We start from the raw sequence: 25,353 nt of genomic DNA, 5'->3' as shown, positions 1-25,353 counted from the left end.
CAGAGAGTGTCATGGACAACTTTATGCTTCAGGAGTTATTGATAAGCGTCATCAAACTTTTTCTTTTCTCTGCATGGGTATGTCATGGAATCTCGTCTCGCTCTTCGCAATTACAGCCCCACGGCCCTGTTGGCCCGCTGGGGCACGGCACTTCTGCGACTCCTGCCGGCCGAAGCCGCGCATGATGTTGGCATGTGGATGCTGGAACGGGATCTCATCGATTTTTTGCCACTGCCAAGTTTGTCGCCACTACTGGATGGAATGGATGCACCGATACCTGGTATCGGAGATTTGGCGCATCCAATTGGTCTAGCTGCGGGTTTCGATAAAAATGCCCGCGCTCCCAGGGGGTTTTCCCGCCTGGGTTTGTCGTTTTTGGAACTGGGGACCATCACACCGCGGCCGCAGGATGGTAATCCTAAACCGCGACTCTTTCGATTGGAAGATCAGGATGGACTGATCAATCGTATGGGTTTTAACAGTCATGGCGCCGAGCGCGTGCGCAGTCGTCTGGAAAAACTTGCGTGGAATCACGATCCCGTTCCCCTGGGTATTAATTTAGGCAAAAACAAGGACACCCGCGAGGATGCGGCCATCGAGGATTACTCGCATGGGCTCGAGGTTTTTGCCCCCTATGCCCGCTATTTTGTGATCAACGTGTCCTCACCCAACACCGAAGGATTGCGGGGGCTGGCCAACGAGCATTTTCTCAAGGAACTGGCCTTCCGCCATAAAAAAGATCTGGGAAAAATTTGGGTGAAGCTGGATCCCGACATGCCCAAGGCCACCTTTCAATCCCTGGTGCAAGCCTTGGCTGAAGCGGGTTTTCAAGGATTGGTGCTGACCAATACCCATCGGGTCGAGCGCCCTGAAAAAGGCGGCATGAGTGGACATCCGATGGCAGTGCAAGCCAATGCCTGCCTGGAATGGGCTTATGAGGTGACCCGGGGAGCCTTGCCCTTGATCGCTTCAGGCGGTATTCTTTCTGGTCAGGATGTGTATCAAAGGATAGCCCGTGGTGCATCCGCGGTGCAGATTTATACAAGTCTTGTGTATCGCGGTCCTTTGGCTGTGTTTCTGATGCTTCAGGAACTGCGAAACGAAATGGATCTGCGAGGCGTCAAATTTCTGTCGGATGTGAAGGGCAGCTATTACTATGAGTCTAAATCTCGTTCGTCGAATCCGTGACAATCTTCATGGCAGCATTGATATTACGGAACTCGAAGATGCGGTCATCGCTCACCCCTTCTTTCAAAGGCTCCGGCGGGTCAAACAGCTGGCGTTTTTGCACTATGTTTTCCCTGGTGCCACGCACTCCCGTTTTGAGCATTCACTCGGGGTCCTGCATCTGGGAACTCTGGCCTGGGAAAAATTAAAAACCAATCAGGCCCGCCTGCGCAATTCTCTGGCCCGCTATCAGGATTTCGCCGGCTCAGAACCGCGGGGTGAAGGCAGCCATGGACGCCTCGCGCCCACGTTTGGGCTTATGGATACAGTCTTTTCCTCGGACTACGTTCTGCAATGCTTTCGTCTGGCTGCGCTCCTGCATGATGTCGGTCATCCTCCGTTTTCCCATAGCGGGGAACATTTCATGCCGACCTGGACCGAGGTTCTTCAGGCCAATCCGGATTTGCCGGATTACCTGCAAAAATACCTGCGCGATCGCATTGAAGATCTGCAGAGCAAAGGCCAGGATCCGGCTCTGACCCGGGTCCGGCACGAGATATATTCGATCCTGCTGATTGAAAGAATGTTCCGCGACATCTATCGGAGTTCGGTGGATAATCTGCCCAAATTCGATGTCCGCGATGTGATTGCGATCATCAATCCCGCCATTGCTCCATCGGAGCAGTCCCCTCTCTTAAAAGTCGGAGCCTATCCCCTGGTCCGTGAATTGATTTCAGGGGAACTCGATATCGATCGCATGGATTATCTTCTGCGTGATAGCCGGGAATGCGGGGTAGTGTACGGGGTTTTCGATGTGGACCGGATCCTGGATTCGCTCTGTGTTTATTATGATGATAATGACCAGCAGCTGCACGTGGCCATCCTTCTTTCGGGTTTATCCGCCTTTGAAGATTACCTGCGGGCGCGATATTCGATGTATCTGCAGCTCTATTTCCATAAATCATCCGTGGCTGCGGAAGCCATGATGCGGCATCTCACCGATATCCTGCAGGGCTGGCGGCTGCCGGCGCGGGTTGAAAGCTATGCTGCGATTGACGAATACAACATCGGCCAGGCCCTTTATGAGGCGGCCAGGATTCTTCGTTCACCGGCGGAGCGGGACGGTGTGATCATTCTGGTGGCTGATTTGCTTTATAATCGGCGTTTGTGGAAACGGGTTTACGAAATATCCGGACCGGCCCAGACTCTTTCGATGCAAACGGTCGAGGAAGTGCAAAGGATTTTGACCCGGCATGGGATTCGGCATCAGCTGATTTCGTCGGGCAATTCATTGACCCGATTTCAACCACGGGGCTCGCAGTCGCGGAGTCGCAACTACCTGCGGTTGATCCGCAAGGATGAAAGGCAGCTGCCTCGTATCGCTCCCATTGAAGATCACTCGTCACTGATTGCCAGCAACGATTCGGTTGCCATCCACCGCATCTATGCAGTGCCTTCCGCGGGACATGGCATTGCCGATATCAAGGCCCTGATCACCGATGAGTTGAAGCCTTAGCTCAACTGTCCGATGACTTCGCCGGAGCCGCAGGCGCCGGTGCTGAAGGAGCTGCCGGTGCAGGAGATGCCGCTGGAGCCGCAGGCGTGCTGCCAGCGCTGGATTCAGTTCCAGAGCTGGCAGGACTTTCCGGCTTTTTATTCGATTTGCCGTCGTAAGAATCTTTGTACCAGCCGCTTCCCTTTAACTGAAAAGCCGGCACACTCATGATCTTGGTGAGAGTCCCTTTGCCGCAGACCGGGCAAACGGCAGGCGCCGGATCGGACATTTTGAGCTGAAATTCCGAGACCTTACTACACTCACCACAGCGAAACTCATAAAGCGGCATCCCTAAATCTCCTCGAAACGTGACTTCAACGCTATTTAAATCATGCCGCTTAAGCCGGTTGTCAAGGGGAGAGCATCAAAAACCCGCGCTAACCTGAAAGGTCCCGCGCGGGCTGAGATTTTTTAATGGCCGTTTAGGCAGGCTCCAACAAAGGAAAAGAAGCCCGATTCAGGCTTCGCCTCGCTTAATCTTATCCATGAAGGCGGAGTCCACACGTTGTTTCAGCTCCTGACCCGTTTTCCAGAATGGCAAACGTTTCGGTGGAACGGTGATCTGCTCCCCAGTCTTGGGATTACGGCCTTTGTAGGATTTGTAGTCGCGGACGGTAAACGCACCAAATCCGCGGATTTCAACACGATCGCCCTGCGCGAGGGTTTCGGTTATGCTGTTGAAAAACAGATCGACCACTTCCTCAGCCTTGGCCAGCGTTATGTCCGCACGTTCGGCCAGACTCTCGATCAGTTCAGACTTTACCATTGATTTCCCCTTGTTAGAAACGGAGGCCCAAGACCTATTCTATCAAGACCTTGTGACGAGACGCAACTATTAGCAGTGGATACTGAAACTTAGCCAGACTTCGTGGCCTTTTGAAGGCTTCATCATCGCAACGTCCTGGTAGCAGACAAGCTTTGGGATGTGGACAAGCCGAAGTTCTCTCGCCATACTGACCCGCAGACTACGGCCCGGAATCTGGAGGATTACAAGATATCATGACGAAGTCGACCGTCACCCCTAAGCGCTCCATTCAGGCTTCACCTTCGGCTTTTCCCAACGATGCCACCATACTCTGCGGTCGGGACAAATCACTGACCCATCGCGCGGTGATGTTTGCGGCTTTGGCCCCTGGCGAAACTATCATTCGTGAACCCTTGCTCGGCGCCGATTGCCTGTCAACCATGAGTTGTTTTCGGGCGCTCGGCGTGAAAATCGATGCCCTGGATGCACGCAGCATTCGTGTCCATTCGGAAGGTTTTGCTGCGTTTAAAACCCCGACGGTCGATCTCGACTGCGGCAATAGCGGAACCACCGCACGTCTGATTTCCGGGATTTTAGCGGCGCAGCCGGGATTGAATGTGCGTCTGACCGGTGATGCCAGTCTTTCCAGTCGTCCGATGCGCCGCGTGGTAGATCCTTTGCGTCGTATGGGAGCCATGATTGATGGCGCTGAAGAGGGAAATTTTCTGCCACTTGCCATCCGAGGACAAAAAATGCGGGCCCTGTCGCACGAAGTCGACAAAGCTAGCGCTCAGGTAAAATCAGCGCTGCTCCTGGCCGGGCTTTTTTGTGGGGGGGAAACCTCCGTGCGTCTCCCCGCGGGTTCGCGCGATCATACCGAACGCATGCTGCAACGCATGGGTGCAAAATTGATCAGTGAGATTCAGGACGGCTGGGAATATGTGCGCGTGCAAGGCCCATTTGCCCCGCCTCCGGGTCGCTATATGATTCCGGTGGATCCCTCATCGGCCGCATTTTTTTGCGTCCTCGGCCTCCTGCGCAAAGGTGGAACCCTGCGCTTGCCCGAGGTCCTGGACAATCCCACCCGCACCGGCTTTTTGAAAGTACTTCAAAGAATGAGTTCGGCCCTGTCTCTGGCGCCGGACAACGATCAGCGGTTTGTGGAACCGGTCATGCAGATCACGCTCCAAGGCGGGACTTCCTTACGCGCCACCGATATTGCCGCGGCTGAGGTGCCAACCCTTGTGGACGAGATTCCGGTGCTGGCTGTTGCGGCTGCGTTTGCGGATGGTCCTTCAACATTTCATGGTCTGGAAGAGTTGCGCGTCAAAGAAAGCGACCGCCTCAGCAAGACCGCTGAACTTCTGCGTCTGGCGGGAGCTGAGGTTTCCGTTCAGGGTGACTCGCTCAAAATCGCTGGCCGCCTGCAGGAGGTTCAAGCATTCACCTATGATTCCGTAGGTGATCACAGGCTGGCCATGGCTGCGGCAATCATGGCTCGACGCAGCAAAAAGCCCTGTTGTATTTTGGATTCGGAATGTGTAGGTGTTAGCTTTCCTGACTTTTATGAAGTGTTGCACAGTATCGTTTGAACAGTGCTTTTTCGGGAGACTGCATGATTCCCTCTGCCCCTTCATCCCGAGCTTGTAAAATCGTAGCTGTCGACGGTCCCGCTGGTTCCGGCAAGAGCAGCGTCTGTGGTGAAGTCTGCCGACAATTGGGCTGGACCTACGTCAACACTGGTTTTCTTTACCGCTCCATTGCCTTGATTGCGCGGCAAAGACAAAAAACCCTCGATGACAATGAATCCCTGCGCGGTATCATCAATGAATTCTGCGAAGCTCTGCAATGGGATCCCAAGACCCAGGCTGTGGGCTTTCATGGACAGAATCTGACCCCGCAGCTGTATACGGATCAAGCCGGCAAGGACGCGAGTCTGATTGCCAAGAATCCTTTGGTAAGGGAACTGCTGCTACCACTCCAACGCAAGCTGACCTTGCAATCACCGGTCGGAGCTATTGTCGATGGACGTGATATTGGAACGGTCGTCTTTCCGGATGCGGATCTGAAAATTTTCATGACGGCATCCTTGGAAGTGCGCGCCCTCCGGCGCATGGGCCAGCTTCAGGAAGGGCAGATGCCGGATCCGGCGGAGCTCGAATCCATCAAGTCGAGCATTCTGCACCGCGACCAGCAGGATGCCAAACGCGGCACGGCACCTTTGATCCAGGCTCCCGATGCGATTGTTTTTGATACCAGTGATCTGGATATCAAAGGCTCGATCGACGCCATGATTCAACTCATCAAAACTCAAATTAAAGTCTGAACTTCGCATGAGTCCACTCGAACCCCGAGATTAAGCCGCCTGTGTGCCAGGCTCGGGGACGCGGATGATGTCTCAACCTAAAGCATGCAGGTTCGGTGTTGCGTCTCAAGCCGGCTCTGTGTCGGGCTCGGGGGACGCGGGTAACATCTGAGCCTGAATTTCGGGCTGTCTTGGGGCCAATAGGGTCCGAATCGGACGATGCTTCGTGCGTCGGATCGGGGATGGGCGTGGGGGTATTGTCTCTTTTTCGGTTTGCTGCAGAATTTGATTCTGGCCGGTCTTCAGAACCGCAAGGGTTTCCTGCAGCGCCTGCCAGGATTCAGTAAAACGGGACGTTTGCTGTTCCAAAGCCTCGCGCAAAGCCGCTTGGGACTCTTCCATATCGCGCCGCAGCGCCTGCTGAGCGACATGAAGCGCCCGGATATCCTGATGAAAACTGCCCAGCAAACCGCGCATATCCTGCAGTTCCTTTTGCCAGTCTTCCAGGACTCCACTCTGTTTGGTCAGCTGATCCAGGACCCGGCCCTGTTTTTTCTCGTGCCGATCGCTGGCGGCATGCTGGACTTCAGCCTGCTCCAAAAGTGTTTGATAGCGCTCGAAATCTGCCTCATTCAGCTTATGAACCTGCTTTTTCAGCAGCGCCGTCGATCGATCCTCGTACTGCATCAGCTTTTCCTGCAGGACGACCAGAATATCGCTGAATCGATCATCCAGACTATCGATCGCCTGCTCGATCGCCCGTGAGGAACTTTGATGAGTGGCCGTGGCGCGGGTCCACTCCTGATAATCCCGCACGTCCGCTTCCCGATAAATCGGCCGCAAATACCGATCCCGGCGAATCCGCGCCACCCGCAATTCCTTGCCGGAAATTTGCGTCAATCGGGATCGTTTAATACCTAGGAACTCCATGACCTGGTCCGCATCCCAATTGAACTCATCCACCAGCTCCTCATCCCCCCGCAGGTTGATGATCATGGGCAGCTGGCGATCTCTCTGCGAAGCGGGAATATCGTGCTCCATTCCAGGTTTCCTCTAGAAAAGCCGAGCGGCTTTGATAGCCCAGCGGTCCAGTGATTTGAACAGCTCAATGTTTTTATAGTCCTTCTTGTTCTCGAAGAAAAGCTGGAACGACATGAAATGCTCGCCTTCACGAAAGCGGGTGAGGTCGAAATAGAGGCCCAGGTTCACCGGGCTCTCGACGATCGGCCTGGTTTCGTTGTTATTGCGCTTTTTCAGAGCCTCACCCTGAATATCCTTCACATAGTAATAAGGAATATTGCCATCCTGGAGCATTTGCTGCGAGGGCCGCATCAGGACATACATCATTCGGTCGTCACCGATCAGACTGGCCCAATACTCCTTTTCCGGCTTGACCTCTTTTTTCAGGAAACTGAGGAGGCCGCTGCCCTCGTGAGCCTCTTCATAGGGTTTCATGTTGGTGCTGAATTCATACCGGTTCGGGCTTTCGTGCAGTGCAAAACCGTAATAAAACCCGCTGCCCTTGTTCAGGCTTTTCACCCCATCGAGCGGATTATAGATGATGGCGGGGAGGATGACCGAGTTGCTGAAGAAACTGACCTCGGTGTACATCCCCACTTCAAAGTTCAATTTCAAAAACTGATAAATGAAGGTGACCCGTACGATGGTGCGGACCGGCCCTGTTTTAAAGGCTTCCAGGCGGCTGTTGACCGAGCGGTGGTTGACCTGCAGGGTCAGAAAATACTTCAAATCGGCTTTGGCATAAAACGTCGAGGAATCAATCAAGGGCACATTTGCGGGACCTGACACCTGCCCGGGCTTCACCATTTCCACCCCATTGACCACCAGATAATTTTTCTGATCAAAACGATAGCGGTAACGGGAGGTCTGGATTTCGCCGGATTTTAGATTGAAGATGACATACTTTTGATCGACCTGGCTTGGAATATTCTGCAGGAACACAGCGACATAAACCGCACCTTCGGACGTCTCGGGCACACCCGCAGGAGGCGTGATGCGGATTTCAAAAACGGCATGCGGCTGTTGCCCACTGGGCCACGATTTGGGCGGACTCACCGGCCCCACGTCGTCACCCATGAAACTCAGCTCATCCAGATTATTGAAAACGCCGTCACCCGTCTGCAGGTTGGGCTGTGGTCCCTCATTCAGGACATAATCGCCAATGCCGTTGATTTCATCGATTTGAAAGGGAATCGGCACCGCTTCACCCGCCGTACCGCTGCGAAACACGCGATAGGTCTTGACCGGGTACTGGGCAATGGCGCGCATTTTGTGCGATGGAATGACAATGGGAGCGCGATGAATGCCGGCTTTCAGGGGCGCCATCCAACTTATCAGAAACAGCATCAGCCCCTGCTGGATGCAAGCGACCCAAACCGATCGTGCCATCTTTGACCCTCCACTCCGCTCCATGATCTGGGCCATGGAATCAGGACGTATTTTAACATACAATAGTCAGGGTTTGATCAACTTCACCAAGTCCGGGCGGTTTGATGGGTTTTTTTCTTGGTCGCATCCTTCTTCCCTTGCTTCTGTTGCCTTGGGCAGAAGCCCTGCATGCGGCTGCCCTTGCCAGTCCCGATGAGCCCAATTTCATCCGTCCTGGCCATCGCTTTTTCCGCTTTCCCGTGACCTGGGAGCTGATGCGATCGGGGTTCAATGCCCTTGATGTGGCCTTGGAGGCCGAGAGTTATGCGGAATACTGGGCCATCCTTTATATGAACCCGGATGAAATCGATCTCCTGACGCCAAGGGGTCGAGCCCGCGTGGTCGGCATTGCCTCCGATCCGCAAACGCCTGCGGGCTACCCCGATATGCTGATCGTGAATGAAGGCGACCTCGCCCGCCTCCTGGGGCTGGAACCGGACCCAGCCCAATCTGTGGAACAGGTGGTGTTCATCAAGCTTCCTGTGCATGACAATAACGAGCAGACTCTGGCGCTGAAAGCCAGTGCTAAATATTTTGTCAGTGTTCAACTCACCATGAGCTTTTAATCAAGGATGATACATGGAAGCGAATGAGCACCCGATCATGGATTGCAATAACTGCGGGCGCCTGTTTTTCTCGACCGAGGATTTCCTCGCTCACACCAGCCGCTGGCGGGTCTGCTCAGCTGGCCATCTGTGGTTTAACTGCGCCTGTGAATCGACCAATGTCATCAAAAAGGGCAGCCACGAATGGTATAACCCCTTCAGCAAATTGAGTCCCCAGGCCCAGTCGATCTTCAATCAGATTCCCAATCTCCAGACGCTGCCGCGACTGCCGATGTCGGTCATGGAACTTCTGCAAAAAATTGATGATCAAAATGCAAGTTCGCATGAACTGGCAGCGCTGGCGCGCAATGATCCGCTGCTTTCGGCCAAGATTCTGCGTATTGCAGAAAATCAAACCATGAATTACCGCGCCAAACCCAAATCGCTCTCGCATGCGATCTCCTTGGTCGGGCGGTATCATGTGAAGGAAATCGTCCTGCTGGCGGCCATCAGCAGCGTCGAAGCGAAAACACGCGTCTTTCACAGCGATGAGTTCTGGGATCATTCGATGGCTATCGGCCGCATTGCCGAACATCTGGCGAAAAAATTCAAAACCGAACTTGCCGATGATGAAGCCTACATCACCGGCTGTCTCTGCAATCTGGGCAAGCTGGTCCTGGCTTTATGCCGGCCCGATATTGCCGATCGCTTTCAAGTCGAGGTCAACGACATCCACACCATGGGTCCGTGGACGACAGCCGAACAAAGACATGCCGGATTTCAACATACGGTGATGGGCGAGATTGGAGGCGCTCTTTGGGGTTTATCGGAATCATCCATCAACGCGATCCGGGGTCACCATAGCATCGGCACCACCAACGATCCGACTCCCAATGAACTCATCGGTCTGGCCAACCAATTTGCGCATTGGATCTGGCTCCAGCCGCATCAGATCGATCGGGAATACTTTGGTCAGTTGCTGCCACGCTTTCACTTAACTCCTGCTGACGCTGAGCAGCTGGCGGAAGAGCTGATGCCCCTAGCGATTCAGGAAAGAGCCGGTTGAAAAAGTCCCAAAGCAGCCCGCAGAACCTGAGTTCTGCGGGTGTTTGGGAATTCCATGTATCCCTGCCTAAAATTTAACAACAATATTTAGATCTGTTCCAACCTGCCATAAAGTGAGTTCGTTTTCTCCTCAAACACTCAAGAACTTGTCAACCCACGCGAAAATTGGCACAATCGGCATTCAAAGTCCCCAATTAAGGAGAATCCGAATGCGGTGCGTTCATGGAACAAGAATTGGCATGTGCTTGGTATTGGGAATAGGCTTGAGCGGCAACGCCTGGGCCAAGCGAAACTACGGCACGGCAGGCTGCGGCTGGGGGTCGCAGATGATGGGCCCCGGCGGCAATCAGATTTCCGCGGCAACGACCAACCAATCGACTTATACACAAGCATTCGGCATCTCTTCAGGAACTTCGAACTGCCTGCCCTCCAAGGAAATGGCTGTTGTGATGAAGCAGGAAGAATTCCTGGCTGCCAACCTTAACACCTTGCAAAAGGAAATGGCCCAAGGTCGCGGCGAAACCCTGAGCGCATTTGCCGATATTCTCGGCTGCCCATCTGCAGTGCAAAAAGAAGCGACAGAGAAGCTGGCCAAAGGCTATCAAACCATTTTCAAATCACCTGGAATTGAGGGTGTCCTCGACACAGCCAAGGAAGAGCTGAAGAAGGACGAGACTCTGAAGAACCAGTGCACCATCGTTGGCTAAGCTTTCGCGTTGACTGCAAATCAGCTTTATTGAGGACACTATGAAACATATTCTGATCGGTTCCTGCCTTGCGCTTGTCTCGTCCAGTCTGATGGCGGCCCCTAAACCCAAAAAAGCCGCTCCCAAACCCGCCGCGACCACCGAATCCACCCCACAGCAAAAATCCCAGCAGCCTGCCGCACAGGAGGCGCCCCCGACCATGGCCGCGCGGAGCGCACCGGCTGGCGGAAAATACGGAATGGCTGGCTGCGGTCTTGGCGCTCTGGTTGTCGATCGTGATGAACTTTTACCTCAGGTGGGTGCCTGGTTCTTGAATGGCATCTACTCCAACCAGACCTACGGCATGACCTCGGGCACGAGTAACTGCGTGGAAAACCGCTCGGACATGGCTGCTATGGAGCAGGAAGTGTATTTCACCGCGAACCTTAATTCCATTTCGCGCGAAGCCGCTCAGGGATCGGGCGAGCATATCGAAGCCCTCGCTGAAGTCTTTGGCTGCCGCCAGGAAGCGGATAAAGTTCGTCTGGGTCAGTTGAGCCAGAACCACTATTCCGAACTGTTTGCCCAACCTGAGCCTGAACAAGTCCTCCAGCGTTACCTGATCGTGGTCAACGCGGATCCTCAGCTCGCAAAATCTTGTACAAAGGCCAGTTGATAACTCATGCAAGTTTTCGTGACCGTCTTTGGTTTCCTGATATGGCTATCAGTTTACGGCGCCCCCCTCCACGGGGAGGCGCTTTCCCGTCTTTACACAGAACAGGCTCACAAGCTGGCCTTGGCTGATGATGAAGTCTGGCAACGTCTGCTTTTTTACGAGCGACATAGCCTCGTGCGTGGGCCGCATGGCCTGGTCGATGATCCTCTCTTTTACCTGGCGCGGGATGGCAAGTCGAATGCCTCAGCGGAACTTGCGGCCACGCTCGAAGCCTTTTTTCAGCTTCAAACTGCCACCGAACCTGATCAGCATGCCCTCTGCCGTTTTCCGGCGCGACGCTCTTACCTGGAGCAAAAGATGGAGGGTCTTGCTACCAGCCTGCCCAAGGTTTCCTGTCCACGTTTTGAAACCTGGTGGAAGGATCGGCATTACGAATCGGTCTCGCTCGTGTTCTCGTCCTTTTATCCGGACAATCCGGCTTCGATGTTTGGCCATATTTTTCTGCGTCTGCATCGATCCCAACGGGGGGCAAGCTCTGACCTGCTCGATGATTCCATCAATTTTGCAGCCTTTACCAATACCAACAATCCCCTGCTTTATAATATCAAAGGCGTTTCGGGTTATTTTCCCGGCCGCTTCAGCCTGATGCCCTATTACATGAAAATTCAGGAATATAATAATCTCGAAAGCCGTGACTTATGGGAGTATCCGCTGAAGGCTTCCAAGGAGCAGCTGCAGCGCATCCTCCTCAGTCTTTGGGAGTTCGGGCCGCATTTTGCGAACTATTATTATTTCGATGATAACTGCTCCTATGTAATGCTGATGCTCATGGAAACGGGGGATGTCAGTTGGAATCTCACAGGTCAAAATCGGGTCTGGTCCACTCCGAGTTCGTCTTTAAAGGCCGTGGTCGATCAACCCGGCTTTATATTGGAAACCCGTTTTCGCCCCTCCGCCCTGAGTCGTTATCAGGAGCGTTACGATCAGTTGTCCGGCTCAGAAAAACATCGCTTTGCCCAGCTCATCGACCCTAAAAAATCCGGTGAAAAGCGCGAGACCTCGGTTCGGGTCTTGGATTCTGTCCTTGAGTACATTGATTTCCAGGAAAAGCTAGCCGGCACCCAGGCTCCGGTCCGATTTGCAGCGCTTCGTCACGATCTTCTGCTGCAGCGGAGTCAAGCCGGCGAAGCTCCGCTGGCCTTGGAGCGTCGGCCCGCCGACCGTGATCCCCGTCTTGCCGTTTCCGAGTCGTGGGTCATGCTCAGCGGGGCGGAGCGGGACGATCAATCCTTCCTGCGTCTTAGCTGGCAACCGGTCCTCCATGATCTTTTAGGGGAAAATAAAGGCTACGCGAATGATATGCAGCTGCAGATCATGCCCATGAGTTTTTCACTGGATCTGGAGTCACAGACCGTGGCCCTCGATAAGGTGGATGTTTTGAATGTGATTTCCGTTCAACCCTATAATCGGCGCCTGCAGCCCAAGAGCTGGATGTTCCAGCTCGGCTACGAGCGGCAGGTCCTTTGCCAGAGCGAGATACAGCGCATCTGTCCGGAAAGTCGACTGAGCTATAGCCGTGGCGCGGCCGCCTCGCTCGGTCAGGGATCCTATGCACCGCTGGGAGCTGGTTTCTTATCCCTGTCCACGGGTGCTGAACAGGTTGAAGGGCAGAACGTGGCCTTCTTTCAGGCCGGTCCTGAGGTTCTGCTGCATGGCACGACCCCTTGGTCACAATCCTATGCCCTGCGTGGTCTTTGGGCCCGTCGCTGGAACGCCGAAGGCTACGCCGACTGGTATGTAAAAAGTGATCTGCAGATGAGTCTGCGCCTGGCGCGCCTGCAGCAGGTTCGCTTGAACGCCAGCTGGGAACAGAAAAATTCCGATCGCGAGGAACCCACACGGAGTGATATACAGCTAGGGATTTTGCAGCATTTTTGAGGGGCTGTTTTTGAAAAAGAAATTCCTGCCACTGCTCTTTCCATCTTTACTCGGCGCCTGCAATAGTGTGTTTTATCAACCGTTGCAGCAGGATCTCTATGATCCCAAAAAGCTGGGATTGCAGCACAGCGAGGAACGCATCCCGTCGGATCAGGACCTAACTCTGGCAGCCTGGTGGTTCAAATCCATAGCCAAGGAAAGCTATAAGAAACTGATTGTCCACTTTCATGGCAACGCCGAAAACATGACCAGCCACTTTATGTTTACCGCCTGGTTGACCCAGGAGGGCTTCGATGTTCTGACCTTTGATTACCGGGGCTATGGTCGCTCGTCGGCCGTGGCACCCACACGGGAAGGATTGATTCAGGACGGCTGCGCCGTATTTCGCTGGGTGCAGCAGCATCCTGTCCTCAAGGACTATGAACTGTATGTGATCGGTCAGAGCCTAGGCGGGGCTGTGGCCGTGAGTGTGCTGGCTCATTGCCCAACGGATCAGGTCAAGGGTCTCGTGTTGGATAGCACCTTTTCTTCCTATCGAAAGATCGCCAGGCAAAAGCTCGGCGGTTTTTTTGTCACCTGGCCTTTGCAGTATCCGCTTTCGTTTCTGGTGACCGATGACTGGAGTCCGATCGACAGCGTGGCTCAACTCAAAATGAGAATGATTTTTTTCCATAGCCCCCATGATCCCGTGGTGCCCTATAACCTTGGCAAGGACCTTTTTGAAAAGGCCACCGCACCCAAGGTCTGGGTGGATGTCGAGTGGGACGGTCACACCCGTGCCTTCGGCGATCCTGAGAGTCCTTATCGCGAGCAGCTGGTTAAATTTCTCAGGTAACCGGCGCTGTGGAGCATGACCCAACGAGCACCGTACAGAATTATAACGTCATTCCAGCAACATCCTAGCCTTCCTTCTTCGATATTCAAATCGGCTCTCATCATATTTTTATGATGAATATTAGAGACTTTATCGATTCTTCCCTATTCATTGAGCGTGCCATCATGAAATTAAAATCGATCGCTCTTCTTTTTGTTGGAACTTTGAGCACACTCGCGCTCGTCGTTTCTCTCGCCCTCATCACGATAACCAACGCTCTTCATCACTCCTCAGCAAACTTGCTTAGCTCGACGCAGAGTATCGTTGCAGTTGAAGAGCTTGAGACCAGCCTTCATGTTCACAGCAGGGAGAGTTTACTCTGGACGATTACGGGCGATGCAGTGCATTTAGCCAATCGCCACAAAGCGCGAGAAGATCTCACAAAGTGGTTCGAAGAAAGCCATCTCCACATTGGTTCCGAGGATGAAGGTACGCTCATTAAAATTGCCGAAGACGCGGTAAATCAATATTTTGACGTCCAAAACCAGCTTGAAAAGTCGAACGCCTCACTCAACGATATTGCGACGGGTATCGCGGACGAGGCCGACGAGGCCATCCGTCGACTTCAGCAAGTCACAGATCTCAACCTGGAACAGTCCAAAGAGTTGATCAGGCAGTCCAAACGTACTGATAGCCTGGCGACTCTGATGGGCGCCGTCGTGGTTGTCCTGGTGCTTGTTTCCATACCGACGATCATCTGGCTTCTCAGGCGCATGATCTATAGACCTGTTCTTGAAATCGCGAATTCGCTCCGCAGTTTTCGCAAGCATCGTGTCGCAGGGCAGCCGACTTCGGGTGCTGTGGAGCTTAAAGCGATTTCAACTGAATTATCCGATATGACTTCTGAACTCACAAAGCAGAGCCAAACACAAATCAGGTACCTATCGGCTGTGGCTCATGACCTGCGCAATCCGATCGCTGCGATCATCATGAGCACCGACCTCACCTTGGTGGAGTATGGGTCTGAAATCCCCGATGATGCCAAAGAGTTGCTTGAGTTGATTCAGCGTCAGTCCGTTCACCTGGAACGCATGGTATCAGATCTCCTGGATACGACTCGCGCGGAAAGCGGTGACCTTGAGCTCAAAAAGTCCCTTTGTGATCTGAACTCCCTCATCAAGGGCTGTGTCGACCTATTTTCTTGTTACTCCCGCTCGCACACGGTCGTATTTGAATGTGGAACGTCGCTTCTTTTGGAGATCGATCCGACTCGTCTGACTCAAGTTATGAACAACCTCATCAGCAACGCCATAAAGTATTCTCCTTACGGTGGGCAGATCACAGTTTCGGTTTTACAAGGTCGGACCGAGGCTGTGGTCTCGGTTCGAGATTCTGGAATTGGAATTTCCGTAGAGGATCAAGAAACTATTTTTGAACCCTTCCGCCGCGCATCCGCTACGAAGGATACGATACCAGGTGTAGGACTTGGTCTTTTTACGGCAAAAAAAATTGTCATGGCGCATGGAGGAACGATTGAAGTGCATAGTCGCGTGCGTGAGGGGTCAACTTTTGAGGTGCATCTGCCTCTTTCGCAACGGGCCCACGGATCAGCCACACCTTTTGACGTTAAATTAACAGCCGCCCAGGAAACGTCGGACCGACGCTCGCATGGTCACCTTCCAGGAATCCGAGCCGATCAGGCGACCCTGGACTCACGTACGGAAAATCTGCTATAAATCGCCCATGGGATCGGCGAACGGATCATGCCGGCCCCTCATAGAGCAGGAATTCATTATGCCAAATCATAGATATAGTCCCCAGGAAATCACTGGTTTTACCCAGAAAGTCTTGCAGGATGGTTACTGCGTCCTGCAGAATCATTTTTCACCGGCCGTGTTGGAACATTGGAATGAGCAGTTCATGCCTCTGCTACGCTCGTACATCGATGCTGGCGGCACTACAGTGGGTCGCGGCGCGGCTCGTTATTATGTGACCTTGCCTTTTACGCAGCCTTTTGCGGATCCCATGATTTTTGAAGACGATGACATCCTGAGCATTGTCGAAAGCTTGGTAGGCGAGGATTTTGTCATGTGTCAGCTCGCAACCGACACGCCTCTCCTCGGCTCGGACTTTCAGGATATTCATCGCGATGCTCCACCGCTGTTTCCAGAAGCCGGCATCGAGACACCACCGTTCCAGCTGGCCATTAACTTCCCGCTGGTGGATGTGACGCCCGAAAATGGTCCCCTTGAAATCGCTCCCGGGACGCATTTACTGACCAAAGCGGAGCGCACGGAGCTCGTGGAAAAAGGCCAGCTCAAGATCGCGCCAGTTTATATGAAACGCGGCGATGTCATGATCCGGGACGTGCGCGCCTTGCACCGCGGCACGCCCAACCACACGCCGATTCCCCGACCCATGGCGGTGATTGGCTACAGTCGAAAATGGCTCTTCCGACCGGAAGTTTCGATTGAGATGCCACGCTCGACGCTCGGTGAACTTTCGCATCGAGCCCGACGCATGTTGCGTTACAATCCGGTCGTGGATATCATCGGCCAAAATCCCAAAAATGAGACCTACGATACCTTTGCTTACTGAACAGCTGGCAGTTTCTGGAGCGAAACCCGAATCGCTTCCAGAGACTGAAGCACAGGTCGAAGAGAATCTGTGCCCGGTTCCTTCATGATGGCTTCCATGCCCGCCATGACTTCAGTGAGACGCTCACTCAGGAGCATTTTTTCATTGCCGACTTCAAACGGCGTAAAATGTCGATTCAAGGCAAAGCTCATACCCGCATTCACGCCTGGACGCTTGGGATCGGCGGGAAGGCGGCACAAGTATCGGGCCGTGGCGGACAAGGCGTGCATAAGGGTGAAGGCGGCATTCAAAAGAATTTTTTTCTGATCCGCCGATCGACTTTCCATGGAATAAATCTGAACTAAAAAGCGCAGCATCAAACCATACAGGGCGTTGGCCAGATCCAAAACCAAAGCAGCCGGTTGAGCGTTGACCCAAACACGTTCATCATCTTCAGCAGGCCGACGCATGACAGGATTGCGAGCACACGGTCGAGCCGGCTGAAAGTGGGGATTGGCTTCAAGCAGGGTCATGTATTCGTCTTTGATGTGACAGAACGCTGCGAAGTGAGATCCTTCCTGCCCCTGCCCCCCTTCACCCTGCTCCACAATCGCATGCAACGCCCTCACCGCGGAATCTCCATCCGTGATCAGCTCAAGACCCTCCAATTGAACATCGGCTGGCCCTAACTGCAGCGAGGCAGGTCCACAAAACAAAGCAGCTTCACCAATCCTGTCTTTCAGGAAATGTATTCCATCTTCAACAGCCTGATAAAGTTGGCTTACAGTTTTATAATCTCCCACATGCGTCATCAACCGCCCACGTGGTGCACCACGTCGGTAATCTTCCTTTTCCTTCGAGTTGGCATCGTCCTCAATCGCCAGATCCTGAGGCCGCTCCAAAAAAATAAAATGCTGGATCGTATCCAGATCAAAGGGTGCCAGCTCCATGACAAATTCCGCGGGGAAATAGCCGGGTTTCATCGGAAAGTCGCTGCGAAAAAAGTGAGCTGTGCCGCCGACCGCCGTGGTGAGATTCGAAACCAAAGCGAGGTGCGACATTTCCTGAACACAAACATCCAGGATGGAGCGACGCCAACGTCCTACCGCTTCCATTTCATGGCGGGATAAACCTTCCGCCTCTGACTCTTTCAAAGTAAAAACCGCATAGAGATAGAGGCACATTAAATTGTGCTCCAACTCCGCCGCTTCAGCCAGTGTATTCAAAAGATGTTCACGCGTCTGAATATCGATCGTTTTCATGCATAATTTCCCGGATATTTTTTCGAGAAGGAGGCACGAGATGCCTGCAGGAACCGAGCCTACACTTTCGCACGAGTCTTGCTTCCCTGGAGTTAGCAATCATGGCAAGGAGGCATCCATGTCCGAACAACAGAATCAGAAGACTGAAAAAGAAGCAGGGATGAGCGAAGAAAGAGGGCTGGGCGGAATGGGTTCCGATGGGGACAGCACCATTCCGCTCGAGGATGAACAATCCAACGAGCGGAGGCGCTCCATCGACTTTCTGCGGGCCAGTGATGTCATGGGCGCGCAGGGCTGGGAAGGTGGGGAACCACGCCTCAACCAGGACGAGGAAGGCCAGCTCCGAGGATCGAGAGTCGGAAACTCAGGCCTGGGCCCTAAAGGCTATCACCGGTCTGATGACAGCATTCAGGATGACATTTGCGAACGCCTGACTCAGGATCCCGTCATCGATGCGTCCGATGTGGAGGTGCAGGTGCAGGATGGTGAAGTCACGCTCACTGGCACTGTCAGCGGCCGGATTGAAAAAAGCCGTATCGAAGATATTCTCACGGAGATCCGTGGTGTGACCAATGTCCTCAACCGGATCACGGTCGAGGCTGGTCCTCAGACTTCAAGAGGCGATGATTCCTCGCTGCCGAGCGTTGGAGCCACGTGAATGCCCAGGCGGTCCTCGAGAGGCACAAGGCAGTTATCACAGTGCCCGCAGGCTTGCGGATTTTCCTCGCCGAAGTACGTGCGAATGTAAGCCGTGCGGCACTGGGCTGTCTGACCATATTTCATCATGGCCTCCAGCTTTTCATGATCGGTCTTGTGCCGATCCTCATAGGCTGAGAGGAAGCTTTCAAACTCCTCATCCGTCTGGAAATCCCGCAGAAGGTGAACGCTCTGTCGTTCCCTTCTGATGATCCCAGCCCCATCCAGTTGAGCGGCAATAACCTTGCTCCGCTTCTCGGACAGACCCGACAGGTTTTTCAGTTCCGTCAGGCGAATGCCCATGCCCGCAGGGCGGCTGGTGGCAAGCCTTCGGATCAATTCAAAATAGCGCCGCGACTCCTCAGGGCCGGGATACTTGCCGCCTAGGAAATAGGACTGGATACGCTTATCTTCCAGCTGGAAGAGGAGTATGGCGCGAGCCGGAGCACCATCCCGTCCGGCACGTCCGACCTCCTGATAATAGCTTTCCACGGAATCAGGGAAATTATAATGAATGACAAAGCGAATGTTGGATTTGTCGATGCCCATACCGAAGGCTTTGGTTGCCACCACGACTTTAAATTCGTTATCCATGAATCGTCTTTGCGTATCCTGCCGCAGACTCGCCTTCATCTTGCCGTGATAACATCCAGCCTGGATCCCCTGCTCCGGGAGCCACTGACGAAGCTCATCCGCAGCTTTCACTGTGGCCACATAGATTAGGCCGGTGCCGGTCTCACGCCTGATCAACTCCAGGATCTTATCGTGCTTGGCCTGGGCATTGACCGTGAACGCGACTTCCATAAAAATATTGGTCCGCTCCACGCCCAGTGTGGTCCGCCGCACCTTGCGCATCCCGAGCTGCCGAATAATATCGTCGATGACTTCAGGTGTGGCTGTCGCCGTGAGCGCCAGGACAGGCGGTCGGCCCAACTGTTCAATGGCATGCCGGAGAGCTAAATAAGCCGGCCGAAAATCATGACCCCACTGCGAGACGCAATGCGCTTCATCCACCACAAAGAGTGATACGCCGCGAGCGCGAAAGGATTCCAAATGAACCGGTTTTTCCAAATGTTCCGGCGTCACATAGATGAGATCCTGTACGCCGGCCTTGATCTCAAGGATGGTTTCCTTTTTCTCGCTGGTGCTTAGGGTGGAATCCAGCCGGGCCGCTTCGATGCCGAATGTTTCCAATTTCTCCTGCTGATCCTGCATGAGGGACAGGAGCGGTGAGACCACAAGCACAGATTTTTCAAGCAGCAACGCGGGCAATTGATACGTCAAGGATTTACCGGCCCCTGTGGGCAGAACGCCGATGGCATCATAACCCTTAAAAACAGCTTCCATCAGCTCTTTTTGTCCGGGACGAAAGCGGCGGATGCCGAACTGGTCGCGCGCACGATCAGAAAGTTTACGCCAGTCGATCGGTTGGCGACCGGAATCAGTTTTTTGCATGAAGGGCTCTAGGGCCAACCTCGAAGGTCTGGATGAGCTGCCGCACGGACTCACGGTTGGAAGATGAGTAAGGGAAATGCCCATACTCAACGGCATGAAAATTGGGAATCAGAAAGTCTTCCTGAATCCGCTTGATGGTGTGCATGCTGATATAAGGGTCGTTCGGCGACGCAATGATCTGCGCTGGCATTCGCAGATCGAAATCAAGAGTATCGAGACGGGCTTTTTCCCGTGAATATAATTTCAGCTGAATTTTTCTGGCCAGGCTGGTCGCAATCACCTGACGGTAGACCTCGCGAATCATGCCGTAGCAGGGTTTCAATGCAGGGTCCACCTCACCACCGGAAACACGAATCATATGTTGGGTTAAACTCCAGGGCGAGATCTGCATCAGAAATGGGTGTGGATTCTTAAGGACATCGAAGTCGCGAAAGGCGGTGTTCAGGAGTGTTAGCGTCGCAGAGATACGGTTTTTTTTCTCCTGAAGCTGCATAAGGGCTTTCAGCGTCATGATCCCACCAAAATCGTGAGCCACGATGGAATCAGGACGGATCCGACTGATCTCCGCCGCCACGAAATCACCCCAGACATCCAATTGAGGCGACTGGGTCGCTTTCAAAACGTCATGCAGAGAGATCACAGTCGTGCCCGCTCCGAGGAAGTCGATCCAGGGCTCTTTGGGACAGCCGAAACCACTGAACATAAGTCGCTTCACGTTGCGCTTCCTCCTCGTGGGACAGCTCTCATCAAAACGCGATAGGAAGCTGCATGATCCGTTCCAGAGGATTATCTTAAAGCCGTGGCAGGACCTATCTCACCTGGGAAGAAAGCCATGCATCTCTCTCTCATTCCGCGAAATACGCTTATATGGCTTGGCCTGTTTGGCCTCGGATTTTTGAACGGAGCCCTGCGCGAACTTGGAATCAAGCGCTTCGTTCCCGAACCCTATGCTCATCACCTCTCCGCTTTGACCGCGCTTGTGATCTTTACTCTCTACGTGTTTGGAATTTGGAACAGGACCAGGATCAAAAATTCACGCGAAGCCGTCATGATCGGGCTCCTTTGGTTGGTGCTGACCATCCTAACGGAGACGTTTGTGTTGAACCGTTGGATTTCTCATTTGAGTTGGGAGCAGATTTTCGACACCTATAACATCGCGCGTGGTGAACTATGGCCCCTCGTGCTGCTTGGGATAGCCTGTCTGCCTTGGGTCGCACTTTCTCATAAAGGCCCATCATCGGACTGACTTTATGTGGCACAACCCTTGCTCTCGGATGTTCCGACTGATGCGGCTTTGAAACGGTTGGGCAGCAATTTCTTAATTCTCACGCACCACGTTATTCAACCGCAATATTCTAAAATTTCACTGTTTATCCAGGGTGGAATACACGCGGAATCTGGCAACAGATTCCAAGGCGTGAGTCACATTTGATGGACCATTCATTTCTTTTGGAGAGCTTCGATGGTTTCAAAAAGGCTTCCGTACGCCTTTGTACTGGCTTCGCTCATGATCACCTGTAGTAAAAATGATTCAGACAAGCGGCAAGACCCAGTCATCCCGCCCGTTGCGGGCCCCGGCTGTAGCGACGTTGCAGAAGGACAGGAGAAGGCTCTTACTTATTACAAGAAAGCTCGTGCTGCCTTGAATGAGACTTGTTCCAATCTTGCACTGCAGGTCACCGCTACCTGTCAGCAGGGTAAGCTCAACATCCAGGGCGAAGGTTTTCCTGCCTGTGATGAAACTGTTTTATCCAAAGTGACCATCAAAGCCACGTCCACTACAGTCAAGGTGGATGAAGCTCCTTTGCTCTTGACGCTGGAAGGTGTCGATCAGGATGGTCAAACCGTTGTGGTCGATAACAGCCTCGCGACCTGGACCTCGTCCAACGAGCTGGTGACAGTGACCGCCGACGGCCATGTTACGGCCAAAGCGATGGTCAACGATGTTGTGATCAAAGCCGTGGTCAAAGATCTTGTGGCTGAAGTGAAAGTAACGGCCATCGTCAGTGTTCCTCCCGTAGTTCGCAAGGACTGCGGCGAAATCAAGGACGGCGCCACCAAGGAATTCCCACGTTTCAAAGCCGCTCTGGTGAACTTCCAATCGAAGTGTGAATCCTACCAGGCTCAGGCCCTCTGCGATAACGGCGAATTTGTTTTCAAACCCGAAGACTCCATCACCGAGTGTAAGGTTGCCCCAGTCAAGTCGTTCAGCGTCAACCCCGAAGCCTTGGCTCTCAAAGGTGGCGAGAGCCGTCCTGTGACGGCCGAAGCGGTGGATGAATCTGAATTCAAAGGCGCATTGAACTTTGCTGACGTCAAGTGGACCGTTGAAGCGGCCGCTGCGGATCAAGGCAAGATCACGGTCGCCGACGGCAACATTGCGCTGTCCGCTGACCTCGTGGAAGATGCCTCGATCAAAGCTCAGTATCTCACCTTCACCAAAACCATCAGCCTGGCCAAGGTCAAGATTGAACCCACTCGGATCAGTTTTGAAAAGGAAACCTACCTGCTGAAGAACGGTGACACTCTGGATTTGAAAGTCCTGGGCTTTGCTGCCGATAAGCCTGTGGCCGTCGATTCTGCCAAACTCGTGCTCGAATCGAGCGACACTCAAAAAGTGGTCATCGAAAATAACGTTGCCAAGGTCCTGACTCCTGGCGCCAGCGTGACCATCACAGCCAAGTATGCTGGCGATGCGATCACCGCCCAAACCAAATTGACCATCGAAGACGAACTGAAACTGGAAACTGCAGCCACCCGGGATCCTAAGGATGAAGGCACCGTGACGGCTGACCACCCTTACGTCACAGCAGCGGCGCAAATAACCTTGTCAGGCCCATCTGTGGAAAAGACACCCGTTATCGTGTCGAAAAATGAAGTCTGCTCGTTCAGAATTTACCTCAGCCAAAGTCGGTGGATGGTGGACGTCAACCTCAAGGCCGCGCCAAGCCAGGTCATTCCCGAAGCTTGTCAGGCTGAAATTTCCGTAACCTCAGCTGCTGGCCAGAAGCCTGTTCTGACTGTGGATGTGCCTGTTCGCTTTGTGTCCATCGACTTCAAGGAATCGATTCTGAAAGATGCTTCGAAGCCTGACAACCTCATCGCAACCCTGACCTATAAACTGTCGAGCAATGTGAAACTCACGAACCTCGCTGTTGTCGCGCACAAAATTGCAGAACTGTCACCTGCGACTTGCAAATTTTCCGCTCAGCAGAAAGACGGCGTCGTCGAAGTTCTGGCTGATATCACAGCAGCTCCCGAAACGAAATTTTGCGCTGGCTTCCTGACTTATGTGCTGGACACCAATGGTAAACAGGAAACCGTTCGCGAGCAGCTGACTGTTTCGAAATATCGTCCTTTCCTTGACACTTGTGCCGACAGAGACCCCGCGATCAAGCTGACGATCGGAGCCATCAACGGACTCCTGCGCGCCAAGGACTGCAAAGGCATGGACAAAGCGCTCCGTACATTGAACAGCGATTCAGTCTATTTCCGCAACGCAGTGTTCACCTTGGCTTTGGACAGTAGGAATCTGACCAACCTGGAGCCCCTGGCTCGTTTGACTGGACTCCGTGAGTTGATCCTGACGGACAACCCGATTACTGATGTCAGCCCCTTGGCATCTCTCAAAAGCCTGACACGCCTCGACGTGGACTTTACAGACGTGAAGGACTTCAGCCCACTCTACCTCTTGAGCGCTATGAAATCCTTCGACACGGACGCGGAAAAGATCGACTGCAAAAAGAGTGAAGTGACGAATAAACCTTTGAAAAATCTTTGTACTCAGGAGTAAGCAATATGTTGAATCATAAAATATCGGCCGGTCTTCTGCTCGCCCTCCTTGCTGGTTGTGAAGCGCCTCAGTCTTCAGACGTCAAAGACAGATGGGATTCCGCCAATAATCCAGTCACCATGATGGCGACTGACAATTCCTTCGAAACGAGCTACGACGCTCTGCCGAAAAGCGGTCGCCCCGCGCTTGCGCCCTGGAGCGATAACTACTGGCCTACCTATCAAGGCGGCGTCGGCTATCGTTGGAATGCAGAAAACAGCCGTGAACTGAGCCGGCTCGAATCGAAATCAACCGATCGTCTGTACCGGGGCCAGTTGGATGAGAATCCCGAACTGCAGAAACTGCGCAGCGAAGTCTACGGCTACACGCCTTATACCAAGGAGCAGCTGCTGGCCATGCCGGAAGCTGAACGCGAAGCCACCATTCGCAGCCTTTCGCCTGCCGAGAAGTATGATATCTACCGCGGTGATTTTGAGTACACGACGCTGAAATCAGAGCGCGCGCGGACCGGTATTCTGCAAACTCTGCGCGATCAGCCGGATTACAAAAAGGACAAGAAAATCGAGACCTGGTTTGGTATCTGCCATGCCTGGGCTCCTGCTACCATCATGTTCAAGGAACCAGCGGCCATCAGCGTCGAAACCAAGGACAACATCAAAGTTGACTTCGGCGCCTCGGATGTGAAAGCACTCCTCTCGCACATGATCGATGTTGATGACAACGTGACACGTTACAACAGCTTTATGGGTGTCCGTTGTGACAGCGATATCAGCCAAACCAACGTTTCCAAACTCGACAAGGAGTGGTTTGAAACGCTGGAAGCCAAGAACAATGCACACGTCGAGCAGGCGATCGAGAAACTGCTGAAAGAAACATCGATTGATGTGGCCATCAAGGTGGGAATGCTTCCTTATATTCTGGCTTACTCGGATTCTGTGGAATATGCCCAGAAACGTTTTGGTGAAGTCAGCACCAACCTTCGTCGCTATGTGAGAGACCGCGTCCGCGCTGATTTCGAAACAGCGTATAACAGAGCTCCTGCAATTCTGGCATTGGCTGGCACAGGAACTTTGACTCCAGCCGAACGCCTGGCAGGCTTGCAGGAAGCCATGCGTACTACGGGTTGCAGTGACACCAACGCTGGCGCCTTCCACCTGGTCCTCGCCAACATCGTCGGCCTTCAAAAGCAAAGTTTTGTGGTTGATATCACCCGCGATCGCGAAGTCTGGAACCAGGCTGTTGCAGGTTACACGTCGAGAGAAATTCGTACCCTGACAGGCGACAAGATTTCGAAGACCGCTGCCCCAGGCACAGTCAAGGAAGTCGAAATCGCGACCACGTTCTATTACACAGGCGAGATGAATCCAGCATGGGAACCGTTTGGCAACGGCACCGACCTGGACAAGCGCTACCACCTGCCTCAGAGCTATCGTTACAAAATTGAGATCGATAGCAATGGCAACATCATCGGTGGCAGCTGGATCTCAGATCTGCGTCCTGACTTCCTATGGGACGCTGCCAACCCGGTTTTCAGCCCGGAATTTAGGGATCTGAAGAAGCTCTATTACAAAGCTATTCAACCCTAAGAGGGTGTTGATATAACGGAACGGTGTTGGCCTTCAGGGG

The 25,353-nt window shown here is 53.3% G+C and carries 23 protein-coding genes; 16 read left to right on the top strand and 7 right to left on the bottom strand.

Features of this window, described 5'->3' with window-relative positions; translation table 11 throughout:
- The first annotated feature begins 84 nt into the window (after positions 1 to 84).
- Together VE954_RS20690 and VE954_RS20685 are read left to right on the top strand one after the other, a co-directional pair.
- Positions 85 to 1,188, top strand: a complete 1,104-nt coding sequence (locus tag VE954_RS20690) for a quinone-dependent dihydroorotate dehydrogenase (protein ID WP_324956287.1) — start codon at positions 85 to 87, stop codon at positions 1,186 to 1,188.
- Positions 1,157 to 2,683 (top strand): HD domain-containing protein, encoded by a 1,527-nt coding sequence (locus VE954_RS20685; RefSeq protein ID WP_324956285.1) that lies wholly within the window; start codon positions 1,157 to 1,159, stop codon positions 2,681 to 2,683. The genes VE954_RS20690 and VE954_RS20685 overlap by 32 nt, the downstream gene beginning before the upstream one ends.
- 1 nt (position 2,684) lies before the next feature.
- On the opposite strand, the gene VE954_RS20680 is transcribed toward VE954_RS20685, so the two are convergent.
- Together VE954_RS20680 and VE954_RS20675 are read right to left on the bottom strand one after the other, a co-directional pair.
- Complete coding sequence (locus VE954_RS20680; protein WP_324956283.1) at positions 2,685 to 3,011, bottom strand: zinc ribbon domain-containing protein; 327 nt, start codon at positions 3,009 to 3,011, stop codon at positions 2,685 to 2,687.
- Between the two features lie 168 nt (positions 3,012 to 3,179).
- Complete coding sequence (locus VE954_RS20675) at positions 3,180 to 3,488, bottom strand: HU family DNA-binding protein (RefSeq protein WP_141732027.1); 309 nt, start codon at positions 3,486 to 3,488, stop codon at positions 3,180 to 3,182.
- A 233-nt stretch (positions 3,489 to 3,721) separates the two neighbouring features.
- Between VE954_RS20675 and aroA the strand changes: the two genes are divergently transcribed.
- Positions 3,722 to 5,059 carry a 3-phosphoshikimate 1-carboxyvinyltransferase gene (gene aroA / locus VE954_RS20670; RefSeq protein ID WP_324956279.1) on the top strand — a complete coding sequence of 446 codons (1,338 nt, stop codon included), beginning with the start codon at positions 3,722 to 3,724 and terminating at the stop codon, positions 5,057 to 5,059.
- Positions 5,060 to 5,082: 23 nt separating this feature from the next.
- A complete protein-coding gene (gene cmk, locus VE954_RS20665; protein WP_324956277.1) occupies positions 5,083 to 5,793 on the top strand; it encodes a (d)CMP kinase in 711 nt (236 codons plus the stop codon).
- Between the two features lie 105 nt (positions 5,794 to 5,898).
- On the opposite strand, the gene VE954_RS20660 is transcribed toward cmk, so the two are convergent.
- On the bottom strand, positions 5,899 to 6,813 hold the full coding sequence (locus VE954_RS20660; RefSeq protein WP_324956275.1) for a hypothetical protein: 915 nt from the start codon (positions 6,811 to 6,813) through the stop codon (positions 5,899 to 5,901).
- A gap of 12 nt (positions 6,814 to 6,825) precedes the next feature.
- Entirely contained in the window at positions 6,826 to 8,181 is a 1,356-nt protein-coding gene (locus VE954_RS20655; RefSeq protein WP_324956273.1) for a hypothetical protein, read from the bottom strand.
- Positions 8,182 to 8,285: 104 nt separating this feature from the next.
- On the opposite strand from VE954_RS20655, the gene VE954_RS20650 reads away from it, so the two are divergent.
- The 8 genes from VE954_RS20650 to VE954_RS20615 all read left to right on the top strand — a co-directional run bounded on the left by VE954_RS20650 (position 8,286) and on the right by VE954_RS20615 (position 16,542).
- The gene (locus tag VE954_RS20650) at positions 8,286 to 8,786 is read left to right on the top strand and encodes a hypothetical protein (RefSeq protein WP_324956271.1); all 501 of its coding nucleotides are present in this window, start codon (positions 8,286 to 8,288) and stop codon (positions 8,784 to 8,786) included.
- A 13-nt stretch (positions 8,787 to 8,799) separates the two neighbouring features.
- Positions 8,800 to 9,831: an HDOD domain-containing protein gene (locus VE954_RS20645; protein WP_324956269.1), complete on the top strand. Its 1,032-nt coding sequence runs from the start codon at positions 8,800 to 8,802 to the stop codon at positions 9,829 to 9,831.
- 208 nt (positions 9,832 to 10,039) lie between these two features.
- A complete protein-coding gene (locus VE954_RS20640; RefSeq protein ID WP_324956267.1) occupies positions 10,040 to 10,537 on the top strand; it encodes a DUF3015 family protein in 498 nt (165 codons plus the stop codon).
- A gap of 40 nt (positions 10,538 to 10,577) precedes the next feature.
- A complete protein-coding gene (locus VE954_RS20635; RefSeq protein ID WP_324956265.1) occupies positions 10,578 to 11,192 on the top strand; it encodes a DUF3015 family protein in 615 nt (204 codons plus the stop codon).
- A 6-nt stretch (positions 11,193 to 11,198) separates the two neighbouring features.
- Positions 11,199 to 13,130 (top strand): DUF4105 domain-containing protein, encoded by a 1,932-nt coding sequence (locus tag VE954_RS20630; RefSeq protein WP_324956263.1) that lies wholly within the window; start codon positions 11,199 to 11,201, stop codon positions 13,128 to 13,130.
- Between the two features lie 10 nt (positions 13,131 to 13,140).
- Entirely contained in the window at positions 13,141 to 13,965 is an 825-nt protein-coding gene (locus VE954_RS20625) for an alpha/beta hydrolase (RefSeq protein WP_324956261.1), read from the top strand.
- 164 nt (positions 13,966 to 14,129) lie between these two features.
- Positions 14,130 to 15,680, top strand: coding sequence for a HAMP domain-containing sensor histidine kinase (locus tag VE954_RS20620; RefSeq protein WP_324956259.1), 1,551 nt, complete (start codon positions 14,130 to 14,132; stop codon positions 15,678 to 15,680).
- Positions 15,681 to 15,738: 58 nt separating this feature from the next.
- Complete coding sequence (locus VE954_RS20615) at positions 15,739 to 16,542, top strand: phytanoyl-CoA dioxygenase family protein (protein ID WP_324956257.1); 804 nt, start codon at positions 15,739 to 15,741, stop codon at positions 16,540 to 16,542.
- On the opposite strand, the gene VE954_RS20610 is transcribed toward VE954_RS20615, so the two are convergent.
- Complete coding sequence (locus VE954_RS20610) at positions 16,536 to 17,783, bottom strand: ferritin-like domain-containing protein (protein ID WP_324956255.1); 1,248 nt, start codon at positions 17,781 to 17,783, stop codon at positions 16,536 to 16,538. The two genes, VE954_RS20615 and VE954_RS20610, sit on opposite strands and share 7 nt — an antisense overlap.
- Before the next feature lie 118 nt (positions 17,784 to 17,901).
- On the opposite strand from VE954_RS20610, the gene VE954_RS20605 reads away from it, so the two are divergent.
- Positions 17,902 to 18,441 (top strand): BON domain-containing protein, encoded by a 540-nt coding sequence (locus VE954_RS20605; protein ID WP_324956253.1) that lies wholly within the window; start codon positions 17,902 to 17,904, stop codon positions 18,439 to 18,441.
- Here the strand turns inward: VE954_RS20605 and VE954_RS20600 are convergent.
- Complete coding sequence (locus tag VE954_RS20600) at positions 18,390 to 19,934, bottom strand: ATP-dependent DNA helicase RecQ (RefSeq protein WP_324956251.1); 1,545 nt, start codon at positions 19,932 to 19,934, stop codon at positions 18,390 to 18,392. The genes VE954_RS20605 and VE954_RS20600 overlap by 52 nt on opposite strands.
- On the bottom strand, positions 19,921 to 20,649 hold the full coding sequence (locus VE954_RS20595; RefSeq protein ID WP_324956249.1) for a hypothetical protein: 729 nt from the start codon (positions 20,647 to 20,649) through the stop codon (positions 19,921 to 19,923). The genes VE954_RS20600 and VE954_RS20595 overlap by 14 nt, the downstream gene beginning before the upstream one ends.
- 117 nt (positions 20,650 to 20,766) lie before the next feature.
- Between VE954_RS20595 and VE954_RS20590 the strand changes: the two genes are divergently transcribed.
- The 3 genes from VE954_RS20590 (at position 20,767) to VE954_RS20580 (ending at position 25,313) form a co-directional block, all read left to right on the top strand.
- Positions 20,767 to 21,180 carry a hypothetical protein gene (locus VE954_RS20590; protein WP_324956247.1) on the top strand — a complete coding sequence of 138 codons (414 nt, stop codon included), beginning with the start codon at positions 20,767 to 20,769 and terminating at the stop codon, positions 21,178 to 21,180.
- A gap of 216 nt (positions 21,181 to 21,396) precedes the next feature.
- Entirely contained in the window at positions 21,397 to 23,727 is a 2,331-nt protein-coding gene (locus tag VE954_RS20585; protein WP_324956245.1) for a leucine-rich repeat domain-containing protein, read from the top strand.
- A gap of 5 nt (positions 23,728 to 23,732) precedes the next feature.
- Entirely contained in the window at positions 23,733 to 25,313 is a 1,581-nt protein-coding gene (locus VE954_RS20580; protein WP_324956243.1) for a hypothetical protein, read from the top strand.
- Positions 25,314 to 25,353: the final 40 nt, after the last annotated feature.

The organism is Oligoflexus sp., from assembly GCF_035638955.1.
Classification (GTDB): Bacteria; Bdellovibrionota_B; Oligoflexia; order Oligoflexales; family Oligoflexaceae; genus Oligoflexus.
Note: the sequence above shows the minus strand (reverse complement) of the source record. Positions and strands in the feature narration are given on the sequence as shown.

Coding starts and splice junctions, on each gene's coding strand:
- VE954_RS20680 (WP_324956283.1), bottom strand. CDS start 3,011: ATGCCGCTTTATGAGTTTCGCTGTGGTGAGTGTAGTAAGGTCTCGGAA.
- VE954_RS20645 (WP_324956269.1), top strand. CDS start 8,800: ATGGAAGCGAATGAGCACCCGATCATGGATTGCAATAACTGCGGGCGC.
- VE954_RS20615 (WP_324956257.1), top strand. CDS start 15,739: ATGCCAAATCATAGATATAGTCCCCAGGAAATCACTGGTTTTACCCAG.
- VE954_RS20600 (WP_324956251.1), bottom strand. CDS start 19,934: ATGCAAAAAACTGATTCCGGTCGCCAACCGATCGACTGGCGTAAACTT.
- VE954_RS20635 (WP_324956265.1), top strand. CDS start 10,578: ATGAAACATATTCTGATCGGTTCCTGCCTTGCGCTTGTCTCGTCCAGT.
- VE954_RS20675 (WP_141732027.1), bottom strand. CDS start 3,488: ATGGTAAAGTCTGAACTGATCGAGAGTCTGGCCGAACGTGCGGACATA.
- VE954_RS20640 (WP_324956267.1), top strand. CDS start 10,040: ATGCGGTGCGTTCATGGAACAAGAATTGGCATGTGCTTGGTATTGGGA.
- VE954_RS20620 (WP_324956259.1), top strand. CDS start 14,130: ATGAAATTAAAATCGATCGCTCTTCTTTTTGTTGGAACTTTGAGCACA.
- VE954_RS20605 (WP_324956253.1), top strand. CDS start 17,902: ATGTCCGAACAACAGAATCAGAAGACTGAAAAAGAAGCAGGGATGAGC.
- VE954_RS20590 (WP_324956247.1), top strand. CDS start 20,767: ATGCATCTCTCTCTCATTCCGCGAAATACGCTTATATGGCTTGGCCTG.
- VE954_RS20610 (WP_324956255.1), bottom strand. CDS start 17,783: ATGAAAACGATCGATATTCAGACGCGTGAACATCTTTTGAATACACTG.
- VE954_RS20685 (WP_324956285.1), top strand. CDS start 1,157: ATGAGTCTAAATCTCGTTCGTCGAATCCGTGACAATCTTCATGGCAGC.
- VE954_RS20580 (WP_324956243.1), top strand. CDS start 23,733: ATGTTGAATCATAAAATATCGGCCGGTCTTCTGCTCGCCCTCCTTGCT.
- aroA (WP_324956279.1), top strand. CDS start 3,722: ATGACGAAGTCGACCGTCACCCCTAAGCGCTCCATTCAGGCTTCACCT.
- VE954_RS20660 (WP_324956275.1), bottom strand. CDS start 6,813: ATGGAGCACGATATTCCCGCTTCGCAGAGAGATCGCCAGCTGCCCATG.
- VE954_RS20630 (WP_324956263.1), top strand. CDS start 11,199: ATGCAAGTTTTCGTGACCGTCTTTGGTTTCCTGATATGGCTATCAGTT.
- cmk (WP_324956277.1), top strand. CDS start 5,083: ATGATTCCCTCTGCCCCTTCATCCCGAGCTTGTAAAATCGTAGCTGTC.
- VE954_RS20655 (WP_324956273.1), bottom strand. CDS start 8,181: ATGGCACGATCGGTTTGGGTCGCTTGCATCCAGCAGGGGCTGATGCTG.
- VE954_RS20650 (WP_324956271.1), top strand. CDS start 8,286: ATGGGTTTTTTTCTTGGTCGCATCCTTCTTCCCTTGCTTCTGTTGCCT.
- VE954_RS20690 (WP_324956287.1), top strand. CDS start 85: ATGGAATCTCGTCTCGCTCTTCGCAATTACAGCCCCACGGCCCTGTTG.
- VE954_RS20585 (WP_324956245.1), top strand. CDS start 21,397: ATGGTTTCAAAAAGGCTTCCGTACGCCTTTGTACTGGCTTCGCTCATG.